Genomic DNA, 22,431 nt, shown 5'->3' on the forward strand with positions numbered 1-22,431 from the left:
ACCCTCCTCGGGTGTCGTCAGTTCTCCCCGCCCGCCGCGTGGGCGAGCGCGCGCAACGCGTCCAGGTCGTGCACCACCAGGCGTAGATACCCGGTGGACAGGATGCCGCGGCGGCGCAGGTCGGCCGCCGCACGCTGCACGCTCGGCAGGGAGGCGCCCGCGAGCATGGCGAGGTCGAGCTGACTGAGCGGTACGTCGAGCTGGACGCCCTGGTCGGTGCGGCGGCCGTAGGTCGCGACCAGGCCCTCCAGAATCCCGCAGATCCGTACCAGGACCGGGGCCGAACCGGTCTCCATCCGGTGGCGGGTGGCCATCCGCAGCTTGCGGGTGACGGAGCGCTGGACGGCCTCCGCCGCGTCGGGGTGGGCGCGGAGGAACCGGAGGAACTCGTAGCGGCTGATGGAGCGGGCGAGTACCGGGGTGGCGGCCAGCACCGAGGCGCTGCGGGGGCCCTCGTCGAGAGCGGCGAGCTCTCCCACGAGGTCGCCCCGGGTGCGCAGGGCCAGCAGGACGGTCCGGCCGCTCGCGGTGTCCCCGACCACCCGTACGTAACCCTTGGCCAGCAGGTACACCTCGTCGTCCAGGTGGCCCTGGAGCACGAGGGCCTCATGCGGCCCGTACTGGCGTAAGGTGCCCAGGCGCAGCAGCGCCTGCCGGGGAGCCGGGGCGAGGTCCGCCACGAAGCTCCGCGCGGGCCAGCGCGTGTCCGCGCCACCGGTACGGGCCCGGGCGCCCTCCGCACCGTCGACGTCTGCCGTTGTCCCCACCCCCCGGATGCCGTCGGGGGCATCACGGTGGGCGAGTCTAACGGCCGTGATCGCACGGGGCCGGGCTTTCCGGAAGGGGCCTGGCCGGCCCGCGCCGACGGGGCGAGTCCAGCAGGCCCGCCAGCGCCCGCCGCCCCCGCGCGAGCCGTGCGCGCACGGCGTCGGTGGAGGTGTGGTGGTGCTCGGCTATCTCCTGGTAGGACAGTCCGTAGTGGTCGCGCAGCAGCACCGTGTCGCGGGTGTGCGGCGGAAGCTGGTCCATGGCCCACAGCAGCGCCACCCGGGTCGTCATCGGATCGTCGGAGGCCGTCGGCGTTACGGGCAGGGGGAGTTCGGGGGCCGGGGCGGGGCGTCGGCCCCGGCGGCGCAACTCGTCGAGCGAGGAGTTGATGGCCACCCGGGAGAGCCAGGTCCCCACCGACGACCGGTTCTCGTAACTGCCCATCCGCTGCCAGGCGGCGAGCAGGGCGTTCTGGAGCGCGTCGTGCGCGTCGTGATCGTCGCGGGTGATCCGCCGGCACAGGGCCAGCAGACGGGGCTGGTGGCGGGCGACGAGTTCGGCGAAGGCCCGGTGCTCGCCGTCGGCGGCTCTTCTGGCCAGCTCGCCGTCGGTCGGCTGGGGCTGGGGCTTGGGGGAGGGCGCGGGGGAGGTCTGGGTCGCCAAGGTGGCACTTCCCTCAACTGTGCGGCGCGAATGGTCTCGATCCAGCCTAGGAAGAGTGCCGCTGGCGTATTACCTCTCCTGATGTACTCGGTCACCCGTTTTCTCCGTAAGGTCGGCAGTCCCTCGGCGAGAAGGGAGAACAGCCGACATGTCCCAGACGTCCGTACCCCCTCAGACACCCCCCAGTGGCTCTCCCGCCAACACATTTGACGCTGCGTCAGCACTTGACCACGCCTGGCGCATCCACGCGGACGTGGGCGAATGGACCGCCCGGGTCGACGTCAAGGCATCGGTGGTGCTGACCCTGGAGATCGCCATCCTCGCGGGCCTGGTGACGGTCTCCACCGAGGGCGACCTGTCGGTGGGAGGCGCCAGGCTCGTCCTTCTCGTCGCGGGCGCCTGCTTCCTGGTGGCCGCCGTGGTGAGCGCAGTGATGATCCTGATGCCCCGGATGAGAGTACGGAGGATGCGCGACGAAGCCCCGCACGACTTCGTCTACTTCGGGCACCTGCGCCTGTGGGACCCGGTGGCACTGGCCGAGGCCCTCGGCCACGACGTACTGAACGCGCTCACCCGGTCCATCGTGATCAACAGCCGCATCGCATGGCGCAAGCACTGGCTGCTCCGGCTGTCGATCATCCTCGCCCTGGCCGGCGGACTCCTGCTGCTTCTCGGGCTCCTGTTCCGGCCCTGAGGCGTCTTCGGCTCTGAGCGGGCGAGGGCCGCGCGAGGGCCAGGTCAAGCAACGGGCCGAGTACCAAAGGGCAGTCCAGGAAGCGGGCTCCGGGACCATTACCCGGCAGAGCTCTCTTCTCCCTCCTCCTCGCTCTTCTCCTCGCCCTCGCCCTCGACCGACAGGCCGAGGGCGGACCGGGCCTCCCACTCCTCCCAGGTCCAGTCCTCCTCGCCGACGCTCTCCCAGCGTTTGTCGAACTCGGCCGGTGTGCGGGCCTCAGCGGCCGAACGGCGTTCGAGGGAGAGGGCGTCGAGCTGGTTCGCGAGTCCGGTCACCGGGCCCTGTGCCTCCGCCGGGAACCCGTCCACCGCCGCACGCAGCAACCGGGCCGACTCGGCCCCGCCCCGGGCCATCCGGTCGGCCCAGGCGGTGGATGCCGCCAGGTTGTCCTCCGTCGGCGTGTGGGGCGCGCTCACCCGTGCCTCGCTCAAGGGCCGCATGGCCTTCAGGTAGGCCAGTTGGTGTTTGTTCCACTGGCTCGGGTCCTGCCGCAGCGACCTCTCCGGCAGGCTGTCCTCCGCATCCATCCAGCACTGCACCGTCCGGTCCTCGCCGGTCCAGCTGACCGACACGGGGTAGTAGGAGGAAGGGAGGACCGTCGGAAGCGCGGTTGGGTCCAGGGCGAAATCGTGGAGCAGCGGCGCGCACCCCCTGACGGCCTGTTCGGAGATCTTCTCGGAGTCCGAAATAGCGTGGTTGCCCTTCAGCCGGAACGTCGCGAAAACCTCTCCCTGATGGGGCTTCCCGCACGGCACGATCTCGACCGACGGGTCGGTGATCCACGGTTCCTCCTCCCCCTGCGAGCCCTTCGGGGTGAAGCAGTCCCCCTCCCGCAGTTCGCGCAGCGTGCCCGCCTTCGCCGACCCGGACCCGTCGGTTGTCCACGCGGAGAACCGAGCCCCGCCGAACGCGACCAGCAGGAGGGACAGGGCGACCACGGCTCCGCCCACGGCGGTTCCGGCGATGGCCAGTCCCTTGCCGCGCCTGCCGGTGCGGGGGATGCGTACCAGCGCGATGACGCCGAGGAGCAGCCCCACCGGAGCGAGGCAGATCAGCAGCGACAGTACGAGCGAGGCCACCGCGAGCCCGCTCAGCGGGGGGCGCGCCACGGGCTGCCGGGAGTCGGGCGGAGACGGCGCACCGTACGGGTCCGCGGAGGGAGACGCGGGAGACGGAGGTACGGGAGACGGCGGAGGCGGCGGCACGGTCATGGTCCTGTGCCCTTTCGGCAGTCGTGTTCAGCGCGGGAGAGGCGCAGGAGTCGCAGGAGATCAGTGTGGGGCCGGGGTGCCCGCACGCTAGCACCGCGCTGCGTCGGCACCTCCACCCGCCGGTGCGGACAACACCTTCCCGCTCGTTCCTCTGCTCGTCACGCGGACCTTCCGCCTACTGAAGTTGCACTGGCAACTTCTTGATGAGGGGGAAGCCACCACGATGAGTGCTCGAAGAAAGCCGTCGAACCGGGTGGGACGAAGACGGCTCGGCGGCGGGGCTCTGCCGCGTATCGCCCTTGGGCTGGCAGGGCTGCTGGCTGTCGAGGCCGCTGTCGTCGTCGGTACGTCGGGCCGCGCTGTGGCTTTGCCGTCACGGCAAAGCCAGGAGCGGCAGCCGGTTTCCGCTCCCGCGGAAGCGGCCCGCCATCCGCGGGAGGCCGCCGACCTCCCGTCCGCCCAGGTGGCGGCGCGGCTGTCCGGCAAGCGGGTCGAGGCCCTGTCGGAGCGTACGGAGTCGTCGACGACCTGGGCGAACCCGGACGGGTCGGTGACGCTGGACGCCGCGTCCGGGCCGGTGCGCTTCCGGGACGGGGAGACGGACGCATGGCGTGACATCGACGTCGACCTGGTGAAGAAGCCGGGCGGTGAAGTGGCAGCCGAGGCACACCCGTTGGGGCTGAAGCTGGCGGGTAGGACGCCCGCGGCCAAGGCGGCGAAGGTGCGGGCATCGGGCGCGGTCGGGGAGGCCGGGACCTTATCCGTACCGCTGGTGCGGCTGGAGGCCGGTGACGACCGGGCGATGACCCTGTCGTGGCGGGGCGCCCTGCCCGAGCCCTCCGTGTCGGGGACGACGGCGCGTTACGTCGATGCGCTGAAGGCGACGGACCTGATTGTCGAGTCGACCCGTACGGGGTTCGAGCAGTTCGGCAAGGCCCCCTGCCCCACCTGCGCCTTCGTGCCGCGCCCCGTGGCGCGAAGGTGCCGTGGAGGCGGGTGCGCGAGGATTGGGGCATGGCCAATCGACTTGCGCAGACCACGTCCCCCTACCTGCTCCAGCACGCCGACAACCCCGTCGACTGGTGGCCGTGGTCGCCCGAGGCGTTCGAGGAGGCCCGGCGGCGGGATGTGCCCGTGCTGCTCAGCGTCGGGTACGCGAGCTGTCACTGGTGCCAGTGAACTCGCGAACCCAGTAGTCGGCAGTGCTTATACATTTCGATGATTACGTGCTTTCCACGGGCTTTTGACCAGGTGTCACGGTCAGACGCCAGAACGATCACGGGACCGCGACGCTGGAGACGAGGGCGTCGATCGCGTACCTGTTCCCGTGCAGCCCGCTTGCGTTCTGAAGAAGTTTCACTGCACTCAGGGCGTCCTCTTAGCTGACCGGTTCCACCCGCAGCCGGGCGAGTCCTCACTTCAAGCGCGCCAGATCGGCCTTCTTGCACACGGCTTCGATGTTGGTCAGCGCAGACACGAGGACGGGAAAATCGACCCGGCATCGCGCCTCACCGCAAGCCATCATCTTGCGGCCGCCCGTTGTACAGCAGCAAGGAAAGCGCCTCGGAGTCGAGCACTAGCTAGCGAGCCGACTGTTCCTTGGCTTCAGGCGGCGGAGAACTTCACACTCTCCAACTGCTGTGGCTTCCGGAGGGACGCCGTAGCGCGGCGCTCAGATGATCCTATCGTTATTCTAATTCTTGATTTTCCTCGAAAGGAGCAACGTCAATTGCTGAGAGCGAATTCGACGCGAGCCGAGATCAGACGAGTTCCGGACACCCGATGTGTACTCTTCGATGATTTTCTCGACTTCCTCAGCTGACATGTCGACAATAGTCGCCAGTGATTCTAGAAGGCTGTCAGTTTCTCCATTCTCACCATTCCTTTTCCTTTCCGATACTGCACGCTGAAACAGGTCCAAAAGCTCTCGAACCTGCATTCTCTGGAAATGATCGGCACTCTTTAGTTCGGCACGCAGCCCCCAGGAGGTGTGCAGTAGGGTAAACATGTCGACGATATTCGACCACCTGGTTCTGCCGACCCATTTAATGGTATTGCTGAGAAGGGTCAACAGCTCTAGAAATTCCGCAGAGCGATCCTGATAGTTTTCGAAGTCTGCGGAGATTTTATCGTAGCGTTCATTGAGTTCGGTCTTCTTGTTTGAAAGGCCGAAGATGCAAGTGCCGAAGACCTCGGCGTAGAACTCCAGGTCGCCGCCCCGCTTGCGTCGTTCGCCGCTGAATACGCCGGAGACTGTACTTATCTGGTGAGCTGCGCAGTCTTTGAGGAAGTCATTGAATGGCCCGGGGAGCAAGGCGTTTCGGAGTTCCTGCTCCGTCAAGACCATGTTAACTCTGTTGACGCGTGCAAAAACTGCGCGAACGAACTCGTCGGCCAGATTTGACAGACGACGAATCGGGAATCGGTACTGGAAGAACTCCTGCCGCACGTCATCAGGCAGCTCTTTGAAGAGCATTCCCTCAAACTTTGAACTCAGCTTCTCGTCTTCCAGTCCATCCAGAGGGAACTTGTTGTTAAGGAACTCAAGCAAAGAGGTGAGGCGTTGCTGACCGTCGACAACAGATGCAGTCTGCTCCCCTTCTGGTGATGTCTCATACGCAAGGTAAATCTCCGGGATCGGGTAGCCGAGGAGTATGGTTTCCATCAAGGACACCTTGGCACGTACCGGCCATACAGCTTGGCGCTGGTACTCGGGCTGAAGGATTAGCTCGCCGGACTTATCCAATGACCGGAATTCCGCTACTGTTTTCGACTCGATCTCGAACTTGAGTCCGTGATCAGCCATGGTTTACGCCCTCCTCGATTGCGCGATCGCGCGCGATGTTTACACTTTTTGTCTGGTAACTTCTGAGTGACTTATGGTTGCGGTACAAACGATAATTTACCTCACAGTTCCTGAAAGCGCCTCCAAGATCTTGAATGAAGAGATCCCTGGATCGCGACCATTGTTCGCCGAAGGGCAGTCTCGGTAGAACTATATCGAGGGCGATACACTCTTCGAAAACTAGTTTTCGTAGGTAATTCTTATTTCCGGAGAAGAGGTCGCCTTCGATTATTTTCTGAAGTTCCCCCCATGCTTTGTCGAAAAGCTCTGATGAGATTATTGCGATGTCTAGGTCTGATCCTTCGTGGAACTTTCTAAAGTTTTTCTTTGGGTTCATCGAGTAGCCCAGTCGGGCACTTCCAACTAGTTGTACGGCCATCGGGTCTACGCCTAGTTCGGTTGCAACAAGATGCCGCCACTTGATGTAACTCAGTTCTTGGGGCCACACCGCGGGTGTTCCGTCGAAAAGTCGGGCGGTCACGAAGTAGTCAACTTCCCGCCCGAGAGAACTGAACTCTTTCCAGAACTCCGACAGTCCTGAAATTTTGTCCATTGCGTCCCCTCTGTGGGCTTGAGCTGACTGCGTATGCCTTGTGGTCGTTTGTTGGTCACGGTGCCTGCACGGATGCTGGTCGTTAAACGGAGCCCAGGTCCACAGCGATGAAGAAGGGAACGCTGGCCTTCACCGTGCCGGTGAACATCTCGCCGTCCCTGTAAGCCTTGGTGGCGGGGTCGAGGACGTAGGTGTACACGATCGGAACCCCGGTAGCGGCCTGCTCGACCCGCCAGTAGAAGGGGATGCCGGCCTTGGCGTACTGGTCCACCTTCACGATCCGGTCCGTGGTCTCCGAGCCGGGCGACACGACCTCGACGACCAGTAGCACGTGTTCGGGGCGGGTGGGCGTGAGGTCGATGGTTTCCGCCCGGTAGACGGTGACGTCCGGACGGCGGTTGGTAAGCGGAACGTCCTGCAGGCGGACGTCGAAGTCCGTGTCCGCGTTCCAGTCCGGGCCCGCGGCGGCGTCCAGGGCGTTGGCCAGGATGCGGGCCAGCCGGTTGTGGCGCTTGGAGGCGCTCGGGCTCACGACGACCATCCCGTCAACGATCTCGATGCCGGCGCACTGCTCCTCGGTCCAGGAGTCGTACTGTTCCGCGCTGATCTGGGTGTGCATCCACGCGGGCGCCACCATCTCGGCGGTCATGGTGTACCTCCTTCGAGGAGCCTCGGCAGTCCCGGTGCTGCTGGAGCCAGCCTACTGTCCGCCGATGCCGGGCCGCCCGACTTCGGCAGCGCACCCCCGTCCCGCTTGCCCGTTCGCCCTCCGTCCCGTGGCGCGAAGGTGCCGTGGAGGCGGGTGCGCGAGGATTGGGGCATGGCCAATCGACTTGCGCAGACCACGTCCCCCTACCTGCTCCAGCACGCCGACAACCCCGTCGACTGGTGGCCGTGGTCGCCCGAGGCGTTCGAGGAGGCCCGGCGGCGGGATGTGCCCGTGCTGCTCAGCGTCGGGTACGCGAGCTGTCACTGGTGCCACGTCATGGCCCACGAATCCTTCGAGGACGAGACCACCGCCGCCTACCTCAACGAGCACTTCGTCGCCGTCAAGGTCGACCGGGAGGAGCGTCCCGATGTCGACGCCGTCTACATGGAGGCCGTCCAGGCGGCGACCGGGCACGGTGGGTGGCCCATGACCGTCTTTCTCACGCAGGACGCCGAACCCTTCTACTTCGGGACCTACTTCCCGCCCGAGCCCCGGCACGGCTCGCCCTCCTTCCGGCAGGTGCTCGAAGGGGTGAGTGCCGCGTGGAGTGACCGGCGGGAGGAGGTGGCCGAGGTGGCCGGGCGGATCGTCGCGGATCTGGCCGGGCGGTCGCTGGCTCATGGCGGGGACGGGGTGCCGGGGGAGGCGGAGGTCGCGCAGGCGTTGCTCGGGCTGACGCGGGAGTACGACGAGCAGTACGGCGGGTTCGGGGGCGCGCCCAAGTTCCCGCCGTCCATGGCCATCGAGTTCCTGCTGCGGCATTACGCCCGTACGGGAGCGGAAGGGGCCCTTCAGATGGCCGCCGACACCTGTTCGGCGATGGCCCGGGGCGGGATCTACGACCAGCTCGGCGGCGGGTTCGCGCGGTACTCCGTGGACCGGGAGTGGGTCGTGCCGCACTTCGAGAAGATGCTGTACGACAACGCCCTGCTCTGCCGTGTCTACGCCCACCTCTGGCGTACCACCGGGTCCGAGGAGGCCCGGCGTATCGCCCTGGAGACCGCCGACTTCATGGTGCGCGAGCTCCGTACCGCCGAGGGGGGTTTCGCCTCCGCCCTTGATGCCGACAGTGAGGATCAGGAGGGCAAGCACGTCGAGGGTGCTTTTTACGTGTGGACGCCTGCGCAGCTGCGTGCGGTGCTCGGTGAGGAGGACGGGGCCTTCGCCGCCGCGTACTTCGGGGTGACGGAGGAGGGGACCTTCGAGGAGGGGGCCTCTGTTCTTCAGCTCTCCCATGAAGGGCGGCCCGTGGACGCCGGGCGCGTCGCCGACGTACGGGCGCGGCTGCTGGCGGCCCGGGAGGAGCGGCCGCGGCCGGGGCGGGACGACAAGGTGGTCGCCGCCTGGAACGGGCTCGCCATCGCCGCCCTCGCCGAGACCGGCGCCTACTTCGACCGGCCCGACCTCGTCGAGCGCGCCACCGAGGCCGCCGATCTGCTGATCCGGGTCCACCTGGGCGAGGTCGCCCGGCTGACCCGTACCTCCAGGGACGGCCGTGCGGGCACCAACGACGGGGTGCTGGAGGACTACGGCGATGTGGCCGAGGGGTTCCTCGCGCTGGCCGCCGTGACGGGGGAAGGGGCCTGGCTGGAGTTCGCCGGGTTCCTGCTCGACATCGTGCTGGAGCAGTTCACCGGGGAGGGCGGGCAGCTCTACGACACCGCCCATGACGCCGAGAAGCTGATCCGGCGGCCCCAGGACCCCACCGACAGCGCCACTCCGGCCGGGTGGACGGCGGCGGCGGGGGCGCTGCTCTCGTACGCCGCTTACACCGGGTCCGACGCTCACCGGACCGCCGCCGAGGGCGCGCTCGGGGTGGTGAAGGCGCTGGGGCCGCGAGCGCCCCGGTTCATCGGGTGGGGGCTCGCCGTCGCCGAAGCGCTGCTGGACGGGCCCCGCGAGGTGGCCGTGGCCGGGCCCGTCGGCGGGGAGCTGCACCGTACGGCCCTGCTCGGGCGGGCGCCGGGTGCGGTCGTCGCGGCGGGGGAGGGGCCGGGCGCGGCGGCCGAGTTCGCGCTGCTGGCGGACCGGCCGCTGGTGGGCGGGGAGCCGACCGCGTACGTCTGCCGGCACTTCGTGTGCGACGCGCCGACCACGGACGCGGGGGAGTTGGCTGTGAAGCTCGGCGGGTGAGGGGCAGGTGCATGGGGGAGGGGCCGGTCGCGCGTGGTGCGTGACCGGCCCCTCTTCCGTACCCCGTACTCGTAGGGTGGGTGGTCCGTACGCCCGTACCCGTACGCCGGATAGTCCGTACGCCGTACGGGCTATCCGTGCTGGTACGCCACCAGCGAGATGCCCACGTAGTGCGCCACGAACGCCGCCAGCGTCAGCGAGTGGAAGACCTCGTGAAAGCCGAACCAGCGCGGCGACGGGTTCGGCTTCTTGAGCCCGTAGATCACGCCGCCCGCGCTGTAGAGCAGGCCGCCGACCACGACCAGCACCAGCACCGCGATGCCGCCCGTCCGCAGGAAGTCCGGCAGGAAGAAGACCGCCGCCCAGCCCATCGCGATGTAGCAGGGTGTGTAGAGCCAGCGCGGGGCGCCGACCCAGAAGACCCGGAACGCGATGCCCGCGGCGGCGGCCGCCCAGACCGCCCAGAGCAGCGGCCGTCCGGTGGACTCGGGCAGGAGCAGCAGGGTCAGCGGGGTATAGGTGCCCGCGATGATCAGGAAGATGTTGGCGTGGTCCAGCCGGCGCAGCACCGCCTCGCCGCGCGGGCCCCAGGTGCCCCGGTGGTAGACCGCGCTCACACCGAAGAGCAGACAGGCCGTCGCCACATAGATCGCGCAGGCTATCCGGCCCTCGACGCTGTCGGTCAGGGCGATCAGGGTGATCCCGGCGATCAGTACCGCGGGAAACATTCCGGCGTGCAGCCAGCCGCGCAGGCGGGGTTTGACAGGGGTGGGGTCGAGGACGACAGGTCCTTTCGTCGCCTCGTTCGGGCCGGTGGTCGCGGCGGCAGCAGCGGCGTCAGTCATATCGGCATGCTACCTACGCAACCGTAGGTAACGAATATGAGTGGCCATGCTCACGTGTGAGGCCCCCTGGACATATGGGCGAAACGGTCGGATGATCAAATGAGTGCGGTCGGCACCGGATGAGCGCCAGGGGATCGAAGGGTACGAAGCATCCGGGTCGCAGCCCCCACGGGGCACCTGACAACACCCACCCTCTTCAAGGAGCGATCGTGGCGCGCGACATCGCGGCTCCCCTCACTGTCCCCACCCACCACCAGGAGCTGATCTCCTGGGTCGACGAGATCGCAGCCATCACCCTGCCCGACCGGGTGGTCTGGTGCGACGGCTCCGAGGCCGAGTACGAGCGTCTGTGCGGGGAGCTCGTCGCCAAGGGCACGTTCACCAAGCTGGACGAGATCAAGCGGCCGAACTCGTACTACGCCGCGTCCGACCCGAGCGATGTCGCCCGCGTCGAGGACCGTACGTTCATCTGCTCCAAGGAGGAGAAGGACGCGGGTCCCACCAACCACTGGAAGGACCCCGCCGAGATGCGGGAGATCTTCACGGGGCAGGAGGGTGTGTTCCGTGGGTCCATGCGCGGGCGCACCATGTACGTCGTGCCCTTCTGTATGGGGCCCGTCGGCTCCCCGCTCTCCGCCATCGGCGTCGAGATCACCGACTCGGCGTACGTCGCCGTCTCCATGCGCACCATGACCCGGATGGGCCAGGCGGTCCTGGACGAGCTGGGCACCGACGGCTTCTTCGTGAAGGCCGTCCACACCCTGGGCGCACCCCTGGAGGAGGGCCAGGAGGACGTCCCGTGGCCCTGCAACACCACCAAGTACATCTCGCACTTCCCCGAGGACCGCGAGATCTGGTCGTACGGGTCCGGCTACGGCGGCAACGCCCTGCTCGGCAAGAAGTGCTACGCCCTGCGCATCGCCTCCGTCATGGCCCGCGACGAGGGCTGGCTCGCCGAGCACATGCTCATCCTGAAGCTCACCCCGCCGCGCGGTGAGGCGGAGGCCCCCAAGTACATTGCCGCCGCGTTCCCGTCCGCCTGCGGCAAGACCAACCTCGCCATGCTGGAGCCCACCATCCCCGGCTGGACCGTGGAGACCATCGGCGACGACATTGCCTGGATGCGGTTCGGCGAGGACGGCCGCCTCTACGCGATCAACCCCGAGGCCGGGTTCTTCGGCGTCGCGCCCGGCACCGGCGAGCACACCAACGCCAACGCCATGAAGACCATGTGGGGCAACTCCGTCTTCACCAACGTGGCGCTCACGGACGACGGCGACGTCTGGTGGGAGGGCATGACGGAGGAGGCGCCCGCGCACCTCACCGACTGGAAGGGCAACGACTGGACCCCCGAGTCCGGCACGCCCGCCGCCCACCCCAACGCCCGCTTCACCGTCCCGGCCGGGCAGTGCCCGATCATCGCGCCCGAGTGGGAGGACCCCAAGGGCGTCCCGATCTCGGCCATCCTCTTCGGCGGCCGCCGCGCCTCCGCCGTACCGCTGGTCACCGAGTCCTTCGACTGGCAGCACGGCGTCTTCCTCGGAGCCAACGTCGCCTCCGAGAAGACGGCGGCCGCCGAGGGCAAGGTCGGCGAGCTGCGCCGCGACCCGTTCGCCATGCTGCCGTTCTGCGGCTACAACATGGGCGACTACATGAAGCACTGGGTCGAGGTCGGTGCCGACCAGGCCGACCAGTCGAAGCTGCCGAAGATCTACTACGTGAACTGGTTCCGCAAGAACGACGCGGGCAAGTTCGTGTGGCCCGGCTTCGGTGAGAACAGCCGCGTGCTCAAGTGGATCGTGGAGCGCCTGGACGGCAAGGGCGAGGGCGTCGAGACCCCGATCGGCATCCTGCCGGCCAAGGGCGCGCTCGACACCGAGGGCCTGGACCTCTCCGAGGCCGACCTCGACTTCCTGCTCACGGTCGACAAGGAGGTCTGGCGCGAGGAGGCCGCCCTGGTCCCCGAGCACCTCGACACCTTCGGCGACCACACGCCCAAGGAGCTGTGGGACGAGTACCGCAAGCTCGTGGAGCGCCTGGGCTGAGCCGCCCCCCGAACTCCGCGGCGGGTCCATCGGACATCCGCCCTGACCTGTGGGTACGACGACGACCCACCGCGGAACGGGGGCTGTCGGAGACGACAGCCCCTCAGGGAGTCCCCGACCAAGGACGCCCTGCCGGCCCCCGGAACCCCCTCACGGTTCCGGGGGCCGCCCTTTTCCCGGCTCCTTCTCCCAGGCCCGGTTTCTCTCAGGCCCCCGGTCCTCCAGGTACCGCGTATGGCTCCGCTGCCGGATCTCCTCCGCCTCCCGCAACCCCGCCACCAGCGCCTCCACCTCCCGGTGCAGCAAGGACAGCTGCCGCTCCAGCTGCTCCTCGGGGTCCTGCTGCCCCGGCGCCATCCGCGTCCACCACCGGGTCCGTACGAAGGCGTCGACGGACTCCGGGAGGTCCCGGTGCACCGCACGGGCCAGTACGTGGACGCCCTCGGGGTCCTGGGCCAGTGCCTGCGACACCCAGCCGGGCTCCAGCAGCCCGTCCACCAGCTTCGTCAGGGAGCCGATCAGGGCCGTCGCGGCGGGCGGCAGCTCCACCCGGTCCAGATACTCCCGCAGGGTCGTCAAGTCGGCCCGCAGCGCGGACAGTTGCGACGACGGGTCCGGGAACTCCGGGGCGGGCGGGCGCGTCGGCGGTGCGATCAGCGCGCCCGCGCCGTACAGCCCGGCGACCACCACCGGCCAGTACGTGCCCGCGAACCCCGCGAACGTGAGCGCGAGCCCGCCCAGGGCCGCCGCGCTGCCGGTGAGGTTCTTGGCCGATTCGAGGTAGGTCAGCGCCCGGCCCGCCACCCCCGCTGCCCCTGTCCCCCTTCCCTCGGACCTACTGGTAGCCACGGATCTCCTCGAACGCCCCGTCCAGCGAGCCCGGTCCGTGCTCCTTCGTCCCGTCGAAGAGGCGGCCACCGGTCAGGGCGGCGATCCGGTCCAGCTCGGAGCGGTCGGAGTCGCCGAACACGACCGGGAAGACCGGGGTGGCCTGCCGGGCGGGCGGCAGGGAACGGTAGAACGCGGTGAAGTCGGCCGCCGAACGGCCCGCCGTGTTCTCGCCGTCCGTCATCAGCACGATGGAGGTGAACGCGGACTCGGTGTCCGGGCCGAGATGGTCGTAGGCAGCGGCGAGGGAGGAGTAGATCGCGGTGTCCCCCTCGGCGGTCAGCGCGGCGGCGTCCGCCCGGATCGCGGCGGGCGCGGCCTTCGGGTCGGCCGGATCGACGGTGTGGCTGCGGACCCGCTTCACCGAGGTGCCGAACGGCAGCAGGGTGACCTCCTCGCGCTGCCGGAAATCGCCGGTCAGGCCGGTGAGGGCGGACTTCAGCTGCGCCAGCCGCTTCCCCTTCATCGACCCCGAGGTGTCCAGGACGTACACGGTCCGCGAGGGCCGCCTGAGCTGGTGCTCGTACGCGGAGAGCAGCCCGTCGGCGACCGATCGCGAGCCGGGAAAGGGCAGTTCGCGCCGCGCCTCGGGCGAGAGCGGCTCGGCGGGGCGCGCGGAGGCGACGACCGGGCGGCGCAGGGTCTGCGCCGTTATCGCGCGCTGTACGGCGGGGGAGCGGAGGTGCTCGGTGAGGACCCGTACCGCGTCCTTGGCGGCGGGCGGGGCGGCGGCGAGGGTGGAGAGCGGGTAGTCGGCGGTGACGACTCCGTCGCGGGGGCGGATGACGGTGAGGCCGGTGCCTTCAGCGGCTGTGCCTTCAGCTTCCGCGTCTTCGGTTCCGGTGCCAGTGCCTTCAGTGGCTGTGCCGGAGCCGGATTCCGTGCCGCTGCCGTCGCTGTCGTCGTTGCGGTTCAGGGAGAGCAGCACCGACTCGTAGTTGATCAGCGCGTCCACCGTGGAGTTCCGTGCGTACGCCGAGGCCAGCCAGCCCGAGGAGCCGGAGGTCAGCCGCTGCCCCGCGAAGAACTCCTTCAGCTTCGGGCGCGCCGCGCGGACATCGGCGTCGGTCAGGGCCGCCTGCGCGCCGGAGAGCCCGGACGCCACCGAAACGAGGGCGGAGAAGCCGGAGTTGGAGCGCTTCGGGTCGGTCATCCCGTACGTGAGCTTCCCCGCCGCGACCGCCCGGTGGACCTGGGCCCAGCTGACCTGCTCCGGGTCCCAGCCGAGCCGCTCCACCGTCGCGGGCCGCACCCCGAGGGCGACCGGTGAGGCCATCAGCGGGGTCTCGGAGGTGACGCGGCGGGCGGCCTCCGGGTTCAGGCGCAGATAGTCGTTGGACGACAGCCACACCGCGTCGTACGCCCCGTCCGCCTTCCCCGAAGCCAGCCGCTCGACGGCGTCCAGGGTGCCGGTCCAGGTGGGCCGCACGGTGATCCCGGTCGCCTTGCGGGCCTCCTCCAACAGGGGCTTCATGTCGGCGAGTTCGCTGGAGGCGAGGACCCGTACCGTGCCCTCGCGCGGCTTCCCGTCGTCGCCGGACTCCCCTTCGGGACCGGCCGGTTGGGCCGTACAGGCGGCGAGCGGGAGCAGGACGGCGGCGGCGAGCAGGGGAGCGAGGGTGCGCCGGGGTCTGCGGGCCGCCGCCCCGGCCTTCGGGAGGCGGCTCATCCGAGGCCGCCGTCCAGAGCCCCGGCGGTGCGGCTGCGCTCCAACCGGGCTCCTGCCTCCTGGAGTTCGGCGGTCAGCGACTCGACGGTGGCGGCCATCGACTCGGTCGCCCGCACCTTGTACGTGTCGATGGCGTCCAGCGTCCGGTAGATCTGGTGGAACGCGGTACGCAGCGTCTCCGCGCCCACCGCCGGGTCCGCCGCGATGCGCTGGATCTCGCCGCTCTGGGTGGCCAGCATCTCCGCGTTGCCCCGGATCAGCTCCTCCGTGGTGGAGCGCAGCACCTGCACCTGCTCGGTCACCCGCCGCTGGTTCTCCAGCGCCGAGGCGAGCGTCACGGCGATCCGCAGGGCGGAGACCGTGGTGGTCGCGGCCCGGTCGACACCCTTGATCAGCTCGTCGTTGTTGCGCCGTACGACGTCCATCGCCAGGTATCCCTGCGCGCAGACGGCGAGTTGGGTCAGCAGGTCCTGGTGCTTCTGCCGGACCGGGAAGAGGAGGTCGGCGCGGAGCGCGTCCGCCTGTACGGGGTCGGTGTGCTCGGTCTCCGCGATGCGGCGGGCCACGACACCGTCGAGGGCCTCGGTGAGGACCGCGTACTCCTGGAGCTTGCCCATCGACTCCCAGAGCCGGGTGCGTTCGGTGTGCAACGCGGCGTTGTCGCGGCGCAGTTCGTCCTGGCCGCTGCGGAGCGATCCGACGATCCGGTTCAAGGTGCCTTGCGCGGAGGCGTACTTGGCCACATGGTCGCGGAACCGGTTCGCGCCGGGCAGCTTCGCCAGCAGCCGACGGGCCCCGCGCGCCGGGGTGTCGCCCGGGTCGAGATCCTGGACCGTGCGCCGCAGTTCGACCAGGGACGCCCCGACCCGGGCGGGCGCGTCGCCCTCACCGGAGGCCAGCGAGCGGACCGTGCGGTCCAGCATCCGGTTGGACTGCTGGGCGGCGCTGCGGATGTCACCCTGCCCGAGCGCGGTGATCTCGCCGATCCGGGCGGTGAACTCCGGTGAGCGGGCGTCGAGTCCGGCGAGGGAGACCACGTACTCCTCGGCGCGACGGGTCATCTCCTCACGCACCGCGTCCTCGACCGGGACGAGACCGGCGGCCTGCTCGGTCCGGACGGGGACGACGGGCTCGGGCGGGGTGAGGACGAGCGGCGCGGCGGCGGACGGGTCGAGCGGCCGGGGCGCGGAGCCCGGGGGTACGGAGCCGGGTGGTGCGGGGGGCTGGGGTGTGGCGTGCTGTGGTCCGGGGTGGTCGGGTGTTACGTGTCGTGGCCTGGGGTGCTGGGGTGTGGGGTCCGCCGGTCTCGCGTACTGGTGTCTGGGGTCCTGGGGCATGGCTGGGGTCTCCTGGGCTTCTGCGGGTGCGTCGGGGCACCCGGGGGAGGGGAGGGCCGGCGGCCGGGGCGCGGTGGCGGGCGCGCGGAGCCGGGAAGGCCGAGGCGCGGTGGCGGGTGTCATCAGCCGCGGGCGCGCCGGGCCATCGTGCGCAGCACCTCGGCGGTGGGCACGGGCGCCTGGCGTACGCCGGTCAGCCCCTGGTCGATGTAGTCGGTGTGGGCCTCCGTGGCTGCGGTGAACTCGGCCGCAGCGCCCTGCGGCCGGAAGCCGTGGCGTACGGCCAGTTCCCGCAGCCGGGGATCGGTCGAGAGCAGCTCGCCCAGCCGTCGGCCGGTGGCGGTCAGGGGGACGAGCGTGTGATCGCTGGAGACCGTGGTGTCCGGGTAGAGGACGGCGAGGTCCCCGATCTCCTGCCGTCGGCTGTGCGTCAGCAGGGAGGCCACCTGTGACTCGTAGACCAGCACCAGCGGGTTGCCGACCCCGCTGATGAAGTCGCGGAACGGGGCGTCGCTGCTGGTCTGCTGGGCGCCCTGGACCTGGACGAGCTTCCGCATCAGTCCGGCCGTACGGTCCACGGCGGCCAGGTCCGCCGCCACCCGCCCGCCGTCGGCGACGTAGGAGGCGGCGGCGAGGTAGAGGGCGCCGGAGTTGGACGAGACGGGGTCGGTGCTCGTGATGAACACGGTCCCGCTCAACTCGGCCTGGCCGGAGGCCCCTTCGAGCTGCTGCCAGGTCCGGTCCGCCTCGGCCGCCTTCAGGTAGGGGCCCATGAGCAGCGTGCCCCGGGTGGCGAACTTCGAGTCGCCGTTCGCCTTCAGCCGGACGAGCCCGTTGGCGGCGAGCACCTCGGCCGCGTTGCGGTGGGCGACGACCACGAGCGGTGAGTAGAAGGGCCGCAGCGGACCGCCCTCGGCGCCGGACTTCCGGCGGAGCTCATCGGCCGGGGCCTTCGAGCCGGGGAAGGCGAAGTCCTGTCCCTCCAAGGAGAGTTGGTCCATCGCCCAGGAGCCGGATGTCTCCGCCCTGACGGTCAGGCCCCGGGCGGCGAGGGCCTTCACGGTGTCGGGGTCGGCGAAGAACTCCGCCTTCTCCGAGCCGATCACTCCCCGCACGGTCGTCGCTGCCGTGCCGCTGTCGTCGTTGCCGCCCCTGCTGTCGCGGCCCGCCACGACGGCCGCTGTCACGCCGCCGATCAGCAGGACCGCCAGGACGATTCCCATGATGCGTCTCACAACCGCAGCGTGCTCGCGGAAGCCCACATTCCAGCCGGAGTTGGGTGGACGGCAGATGAAGGGGCCATCCCATTACGCAACGGAGGGGGGAGCCGACCCGGGCGCGTACGCGGAAAGCGCGTGCACAGAAAGGTGCGTACGCAGGAAGGTGCGCGTGCTGGAGGGTGCGTGTGCGGGAGGGCTCGTGTGCAGGAGGGTGCGCAGGCGGAATGGCGCGTACACGGAAGGCGCGTACGCCGAAAGGCTCGCACGCCCTAAAGGTCGTGGCGCCCGGTCCGCGCGCCGAGGCGGCACGCGGACCGGGGCCGTCAGTGGGCGCCGACCAGTTGCCCGGAGGCGTCGGCGGTCGAGGCGAGGGCCTCGGTGTGGGCGTCCATCCGCTGCGCGGAGAGGATGGCGGCGGTCGTGTCGGCGCGGGACGCGGCCACCAGCAGCGCGCGGCCCGCCAGTGCGTGGGCGCGGCGGTGCAGGTCCGCCGGGGCGGCGTCGGTCAGGGCGGCGTGCCGGGCGGGCGGGGCGCCGCGCAGCCGCGCCACCTGCTCGGCGATGCGGTCGCCCGCCGGGCGGAGGCCGAGTTCGTCGGTGACCGCGAGGAGGGCGGCGAGGTGCCCGGCCAGCTGGATGTCCAGCTCCTCCTCACGGCTGCGGTGCGGAAAGTCCGCGTCGTCGGCCGGGGTGTGGACCGATGTGGTGCGGATCGGCTCGTACATGGATGGCCTCCCGGTGATGCTGGGTACCCATCCTACATTGGATCGAGTCTAAATTTACGCCTGGTCCGGGAGTGTGGTCGCCCCACGGCGGTGCGTAACCGGTCCGTACCCCGTTATCTCCTTCCCTACGGCTGGCTGTAGCCGTCCAGGAACGAGCCGATCCGGGTCATGGCGTCCGTCAGCTCCTCGGTCGCCGGGAGCGTCACGATCCGGAAGTGGTCGGGCTCCGGCCAGTTGAACCCCGTACCCTGCACGACCATGATCTTCTCGGCCCGCAGCAGGTCCAGGACCATCTGCCGGTCGTCCTTGATCTTGTAGACCTTGGGGTCGAGCCGGGGGAAGAGATACAGCGCCCCCTTCGGCTTCACGCAGGTCACCCCGGGGATCGAGGTCAGCAGGTCGTACGCCACGTCCCGCTGCTCCAGAATCCGGCCCCCCGGCAGCACCAGGTCCTCGATCGACTGCCGCCCGCCGAGCGCGGTGGCCACCGCGTGCTGGGAGGGCATGTTGGCGCAGAGCCGCATGTTGGCGAGGATCGTCAGCCCCTCGATGTACGAGGTGGCGTGCGCCTTCGGGCCGCAGACCGCCAGCCAGCCGGAGCGGTATCCGGCCACCCGGTAGTTCTTCGAGAGCCCGTTGAACGTCAGCACCATCAGGTCCGGGGCGAGCGCCGCCGTCGGGGTGTGGGTGGCACCGTCGTACAGGATGCGGTCGTAGATCTCGTCGGAGCAGACGATCAGGTTGTGGCGCCGGGCGATCTCGGTGAGACCGCGCAGCATCTCGTCGTCGTACACCGCGCCGGTCGGATTGTTCGGGTTGATGATCACCAGGGCCTTGGTGCGGTCGGTGATCTTCCGCTCGATGTCCGCGAGGTCCGGCATCCAGTCGGCCTGCTCGTCGCACCGGTAGTGCACGGCCGTGCCGCCCGCCAGCGAGACCGAGGCCGTCCACAGGGGGTAGTCCGGAGCCGGTACGAGCACCTCGTCGCCGTCGTCGAGCAGCGCCTGCATCGACATCTGGATCAGCTCGGAGACCCCGTTGCCCAGGTAGATGTCCTCGACGTCGAGGTCGATGCCCTTGGTCTGGTAGTGCTGCACCACCGCGCGCCGCGCCGACAGCAGGCCCTTCGCGTCCCCGTAGCCGTGCGCGCCCGCGAGGTTGCGGAGGATGTCCTCGAGGATCTCCGGCGGGCACTCGAACCCGAACGCGGCCGGGTTGCCCGTGTTGAGCTTGAGGATGCGCTGACCGGCCGCTTCGAGCCGCATCGCCTCCTCGAGCACGGGGCCCCGGATCTCGTAACAGACATTGGCGAGCTTGGTGGACTGGATGACCTGCATGTCCGCGAGCTTACGGCCGCATTTCGCGGGGTGCGCGGAGATTGCGCCGTCCTCGCGATCCGCCTGCCCGCCGGGCACCGTACTCCGGCTTCCATCGGCATGGCGGCCCCGGCCCCGGACCGTGGGAACGGCCGGTCGGGGCGGCGTCGCGGCTTGGAATGGGGCGTGGGCGGCCCGGCCGGGTGAGATGCGCCACGCGGGGGCGACCGGGGTGCTGCCCGGGGACGGCCGGGGAGCTGCTTACGGGAAAGGCGCCGGAGCCTCCAGGGCCCCGGCGCCCACGGCCACCCGGCCGGGGTCACTCCGGCAGGCGGGTCCCCTCGGGAAGGCGGATGCCGAAGTCGTCCCGCAGCACCTGGAGGGCCTCCTCGGGACCCGACAGCAGCCGCTCTTTGATCGTGCCGTCGTCGGCCGTCTCCACCAGGTCCAGCCCGGAGAGCGCGAGATGGGCGCCGGGCAGGGTGCGCTGCGCGTACACCGCCTGCCGGAACGGCGAGCGCGGGTTGGTCGCCACGTGCCAGTTGATCACCTCGTAGTCCGGTGCCGCGTACGGCTCAAGCGTGAAGGCGTACTGCGGCTCCCAGGCCCCGCCCTTCTCCGTCCGCAGCTCCCACAGCTCCAGCGGCCCGTCGTGCGGGGCGTGGACCAGGCGGTGGTGGCGCGGGGTGTCGGACACCTCGGCGCCCTCCCGCAGCTCGATCGGCTCCAGCAGCGCGCCGACGGAGCCGAAGCCGACGTCCGCCAGGTACGGGTGCGGCTCGCCGGGCACGTCCACCTTCAGGAGCATGTGCGTACGCGGCCGGACATCGCCCGGCGCCGCGCCCAGCACCACCCGGGCGGCCAGCGGCGTCACGGTGAAGCCGATCTGCTTGAGGGCGGTCCAGAAGAGGGTGTTGTGCTCGTAGCAGTAGCCGCCCCGCCCGCCGTGGACGAGCTTGGCCTCCAGGTCGGCGAGGCCCAGGGACGGGGCCGAGCCGAGCACCGGCTCCAGGTTCTCGAACGGGATGCCCAGGGAGTGGGCGCGGTGCAGGGACCGCAGCACCTCCAGCGTGGGGCGGGGCTCGCCGGTCCAGCCGATCCGGGCGAAGTAGGCGTCGAGGTCGAGTGTCGTCATACCCCGACCGTACGCAGCCGGGGCGGGTGCGCGCCTCAGGCCGCGGGGCGATGTGCCCTCCGCTGAACGGACCGGGACTTCGGACGGACGCGGCGGAACTCCGGACACGGACGGACGCGGCGGGACTCCGGGCCGACGGGGCGCCGTGGGCGCCGTGGCGACGGCATTTCGTCCCTGGCTCAGTTCTTCCTCAACTGATGTGCGAGCCCGATGATCCGGGGAACGGTGCCCCCATGAGTCTGTTCCGGAAGCCGCAGCCCATCACCGTCATCGCCCTTCGTGACGCACCCGATCTCGTCACGTCCCTCCGGCGCGCGCTGGAGACCGCCACCGATGCCGAGCGTCCCGGTCTCGAACGTGCCCTCGCCCTGACCGAGGACGTGGCCGAGCGCCCGGACGCGGAGCTGCGGGGCCGGTGGGTGCGTCGGCACCTCGATGCCGCGGGGTACGAAGGGCCGGCGGACTCGGTGAACGCCATCAGGGTGCTGCGCCAGGCCGAACCGGGGCTGACGCTGCTCCAGGCGTTGACGTACGCGAGGGAGACGGCGGCGGCCGAGAACACCCCCTTGTGATGGCCTGACATCTGGGGAACCATGCGCATGTCAAAAGCCGGAAGATCTCCGGTCCTTGGCATCACTGGAGGGGACCCCCCACATGAACAAGCCTCTCGCCGGTGCGTTTCTTGCTGCCCTGCTCCTGGGGGCGGGCGTCTCGCCCGCCGCCGCGGCCGAATCCGTACAGGTGCAGGTACGGGAACAGCGGCAGGTGCAGGAAACCGCCACCCAGGACGCTCCCGCCGCGAAGGCCGTGACCTTCGCCGGGACCGTCGCGCTCAGCAACTGTTCGGGCTCCGTGGTCCGTTCGCCCGACTCCGCACCCACCGACCCCGCGCTCGTACTCTCCAACGGGCACTGTCTGGAGACCGGTTTCCCGGGCCCCGGTGAGGTGCTCGTCGACCGGCCGTCCACCCGGACGTTCACCCTGCTCGACGCCTCGGGCAACGGCGTCGGCACCTTGCGGGCGAGCAAGATCGCGTACGGCACCATGACCGACACCGACCTCGCGCTCTACGAACTCACCTCCACCTACCAGGAGATCGAGAGCGCCTACGGCATCGAGGCGCTGGAGCTGGAGACCGCCCACCCGGTGGCGGGCACCGCAATCACCGTCGCCTCCGGCTACTGGAAGCGCACCTACAGCTGCGACATCGACGGCTTCGTCCACCGGCTCAAGGAGGGCCGGTGGACCTGGAAGGACTCGGTCCGCTACACCCCGGAGTGCAGGACGATCGGCGGTACGTCGGGTTCGCCGGTGATCGACGACGCCACCGGGAAGGTGGTCGCCGTCAACAACACCGGCAACGAGAACGGCCAGGAGTGCACGGACAACAACCCGTGCGAGGTCGACGAGAACGGCGACGTGACCGTCCGCGAGGGCATCAACTACGCCCAGCAGACGTACAACATGGCCCCGTGCATCGGCACCGGCAACAAGATCGACCTGGACCGGGAGGGCTGCGGGCTGCCGAAGCCGACGTCGTAGCCGCACCGGTCACGTAGGCGCGCCGAACGGTCCGGTCCGGTCCGGCTCGGCTAGGTTCGGTCCAGCCCGGTCCAGCCCGGTCCAGCCCGGT

At 69.6% G+C, this 22,431-nt stretch carries 20 protein-coding genes and 1 pseudogene; 7 read left to right on the plus strand and 14 right to left on the minus strand.

The features are described from left to right. Positions 1-17 precede the first annotated feature (17 nt). Entirely contained in the window at positions 18-680 is a 663-nt protein-coding gene (locus tag B7C62_23555; GenBank protein ID ARF74875.1) for a hypothetical protein, read from the minus strand. A gap of 124 nt (positions 681-804) precedes the next feature. Next, complete coding sequence (locus B7C62_23560) at positions 805-1,431, minus strand: hypothetical protein (protein ARF74876.1); 627 nt, start codon at positions 1,429-1,431, stop codon at positions 805-807. 253 nt (positions 1,432-1,684) lie between these two features. On the opposite strand from B7C62_23560, the gene B7C62_23565 reads away from it, so the two are divergent. Further along, positions 1,685-2,125, plus strand: a complete 441-nt coding sequence (locus tag B7C62_23565; protein ARF74877.1) for a hypothetical protein — start codon at positions 1,685-1,687, stop codon at positions 2,123-2,125. A 98-nt stretch (positions 2,126-2,223) separates the two neighbouring features. On the opposite strand, the gene B7C62_23570 is transcribed toward B7C62_23565, so the two are convergent. Next, entirely contained in the window at positions 2,224-3,378 is a 1,155-nt protein-coding gene (locus tag B7C62_23570; GenBank protein ARF74878.1) for a hypothetical protein, read from the minus strand. A gap of 1,014 nt (positions 3,379-4,392) precedes the next feature. On the opposite strand from B7C62_23570, the gene B7C62_23575 reads away from it, so the two are divergent. Beyond that, positions 4,393-4,557: a thymidylate kinase gene (locus B7C62_23575; GenBank protein ID ARF74879.1), complete on the plus strand. Its 165-nt coding sequence runs from the start codon at positions 4,393-4,395 to the stop codon at positions 4,555-4,557. On the opposite strand, the pseudogene B7C62_23580 reads toward B7C62_23575, so the two are convergent. From B7C62_23580 to B7C62_23590, 3 genes and pseudogenes are all read right to left on the minus strand, one after another. Then, positions 4,542-4,955: pseudogene (locus B7C62_23580) on the minus strand (hypothetical protein). The gene B7C62_23575 and the pseudogene B7C62_23580 overlap by 16 nt on opposite strands. A gap of 116 nt (positions 4,956-5,071) precedes the next feature. Then, positions 5,072-6,184 carry a hypothetical protein gene (locus B7C62_23585; protein ID ARF74880.1) on the minus strand — a complete coding sequence of 371 codons (1,113 nt, stop codon included), beginning with the start codon at positions 6,182-6,184 and terminating at the stop codon, positions 5,072-5,074. 674 nt (positions 6,185-6,858) lie between these two features. Beyond that, entirely contained in the window at positions 6,859-7,425 is a 567-nt protein-coding gene (locus B7C62_23590) for a hypothetical protein (GenBank protein ARF74881.1), read from the minus strand. Between the two features lie 171 nt (positions 7,426-7,596). Between B7C62_23590 and B7C62_23595 the strand changes: the two genes are divergently transcribed. Further along, complete coding sequence (locus B7C62_23595; GenBank protein ID ARF74882.1) at positions 7,597-9,618, plus strand: hypothetical protein; 2,022 nt, start codon at positions 7,597-7,599, stop codon at positions 9,616-9,618. Positions 9,619-9,749: 131 nt separating this feature from the next. On the opposite strand, the gene B7C62_23600 is transcribed toward B7C62_23595, so the two are convergent. Then, positions 9,750-10,463 (minus strand): DNA-binding protein, encoded by a 714-nt coding sequence (locus B7C62_23600; GenBank protein ID ARF74883.1) that lies wholly within the window; start codon positions 10,461-10,463, stop codon positions 9,750-9,752. A 209-nt stretch (positions 10,464-10,672) separates the two neighbouring features. Here B7C62_23600 and B7C62_23605 point away from each other — a divergent pair, with 209 nt between their 5' ends. Beyond that, entirely contained in the window at positions 10,673-12,508 is a 1,836-nt protein-coding gene (locus B7C62_23605; GenBank protein ID ARF74884.1) for a phosphoenolpyruvate carboxykinase (GTP), read from the plus strand. 150 nt (positions 12,509-12,658) lie between these two features. Here B7C62_23605 and B7C62_23610 read toward each other — a convergent pair whose 3' ends face one another. From B7C62_23610 to B7C62_23620, 3 genes are read right to left on the minus strand one after another with little or no spacing between them, the layout of a single operon-like run. Further along, a complete protein-coding gene (locus B7C62_23610) occupies positions 12,659-13,297 on the minus strand; it encodes a hypothetical protein (protein ID ARF77348.1) in 639 nt (212 codons plus the stop codon). 46 nt (positions 13,298-13,343) lie between these two features. Beyond that, positions 13,344-15,065 (minus strand): hypothetical protein, encoded by a 1,722-nt coding sequence (locus tag B7C62_23615; protein ID ARF74885.1) that lies wholly within the window; start codon positions 15,063-15,065, stop codon positions 13,344-13,346. Further along, positions 15,062-16,402 (minus strand): toxic anion resistance protein, encoded by a 1,341-nt coding sequence (locus tag B7C62_23620; GenBank protein ARF74886.1) that lies wholly within the window; start codon positions 16,400-16,402, stop codon positions 15,062-15,064. The genes B7C62_23615 and B7C62_23620 overlap by 4 nt, the downstream gene beginning before the upstream one ends. Here B7C62_23620 and B7C62_23625 point away from each other — a divergent pair. Then, a complete protein-coding gene (locus B7C62_23625; protein ID ARF74887.1) occupies positions 16,382-16,615 on the plus strand; it encodes a hypothetical protein in 234 nt (77 codons plus the stop codon). The two genes, B7C62_23620 and B7C62_23625, sit on opposite strands and share 21 nt — an antisense overlap. Here the strand turns inward: B7C62_23625 and B7C62_23630 are convergent. From B7C62_23630 to B7C62_23645, 4 genes are all read right to left on the minus strand, one after another. Continuing rightward, complete coding sequence (locus B7C62_23630) at positions 16,525-17,625, minus strand: hypothetical protein (GenBank protein ARF74888.1); 1,101 nt, start codon at positions 17,623-17,625, stop codon at positions 16,525-16,527. The two genes, B7C62_23625 and B7C62_23630, sit on opposite strands and share 91 nt — an antisense overlap. A gap of 320 nt (positions 17,626-17,945) precedes the next feature. After that, entirely contained in the window at positions 17,946-18,347 is a 402-nt protein-coding gene (locus B7C62_23635; protein ID ARF74889.1) for a hypothetical protein, read from the minus strand. 125 nt (positions 18,348-18,472) lie between these two features. Further along, positions 18,473-19,684 (minus strand): aminotransferase, encoded by a 1,212-nt coding sequence (locus tag B7C62_23640; GenBank protein ID ARF77349.1) that lies wholly within the window; start codon positions 19,682-19,684, stop codon positions 18,473-18,475. Between the two features lie 298 nt (positions 19,685-19,982). Then, complete coding sequence (locus tag B7C62_23645) at positions 19,983-20,798, minus strand: arylamine N-acetyltransferase (protein ARF74890.1); 816 nt, start codon at positions 20,796-20,798, stop codon at positions 19,983-19,985. Between the two features lie 233 nt (positions 20,799-21,031). On the opposite strand from B7C62_23645, the gene B7C62_23650 reads away from it, so the two are divergent. Both B7C62_23650 and B7C62_23655 read left to right on the plus strand, forming a co-directional pair. Then, the gene (locus B7C62_23650; GenBank protein ID ARF74891.1) at positions 21,032-21,370 is read left to right on the plus strand and encodes a hypothetical protein; all 339 of its coding nucleotides are present in this window, start codon (positions 21,032-21,034) and stop codon (positions 21,368-21,370) included. Positions 21,371-21,452: 82 nt separating this feature from the next. Further along, positions 21,453-22,340: a hypothetical protein gene (locus B7C62_23655; protein ARF74892.1), complete on the plus strand. Its 888-nt coding sequence runs from the start codon at positions 21,453-21,455 to the stop codon at positions 22,338-22,340. The last annotated feature ends 91 nt before the right edge of the window (positions 22,341-22,431 follow it).

Origin of the sequence: Kitasatospora albolonga (genome assembly GCA_002082585.1) — a bacterium.
In the GTDB taxonomy this organism is placed as follows: domain Bacteria; phylum Actinomycetota; class Actinomycetes; order Streptomycetales; family Streptomycetaceae; genus Streptomyces; species Streptomyces stephensoniae.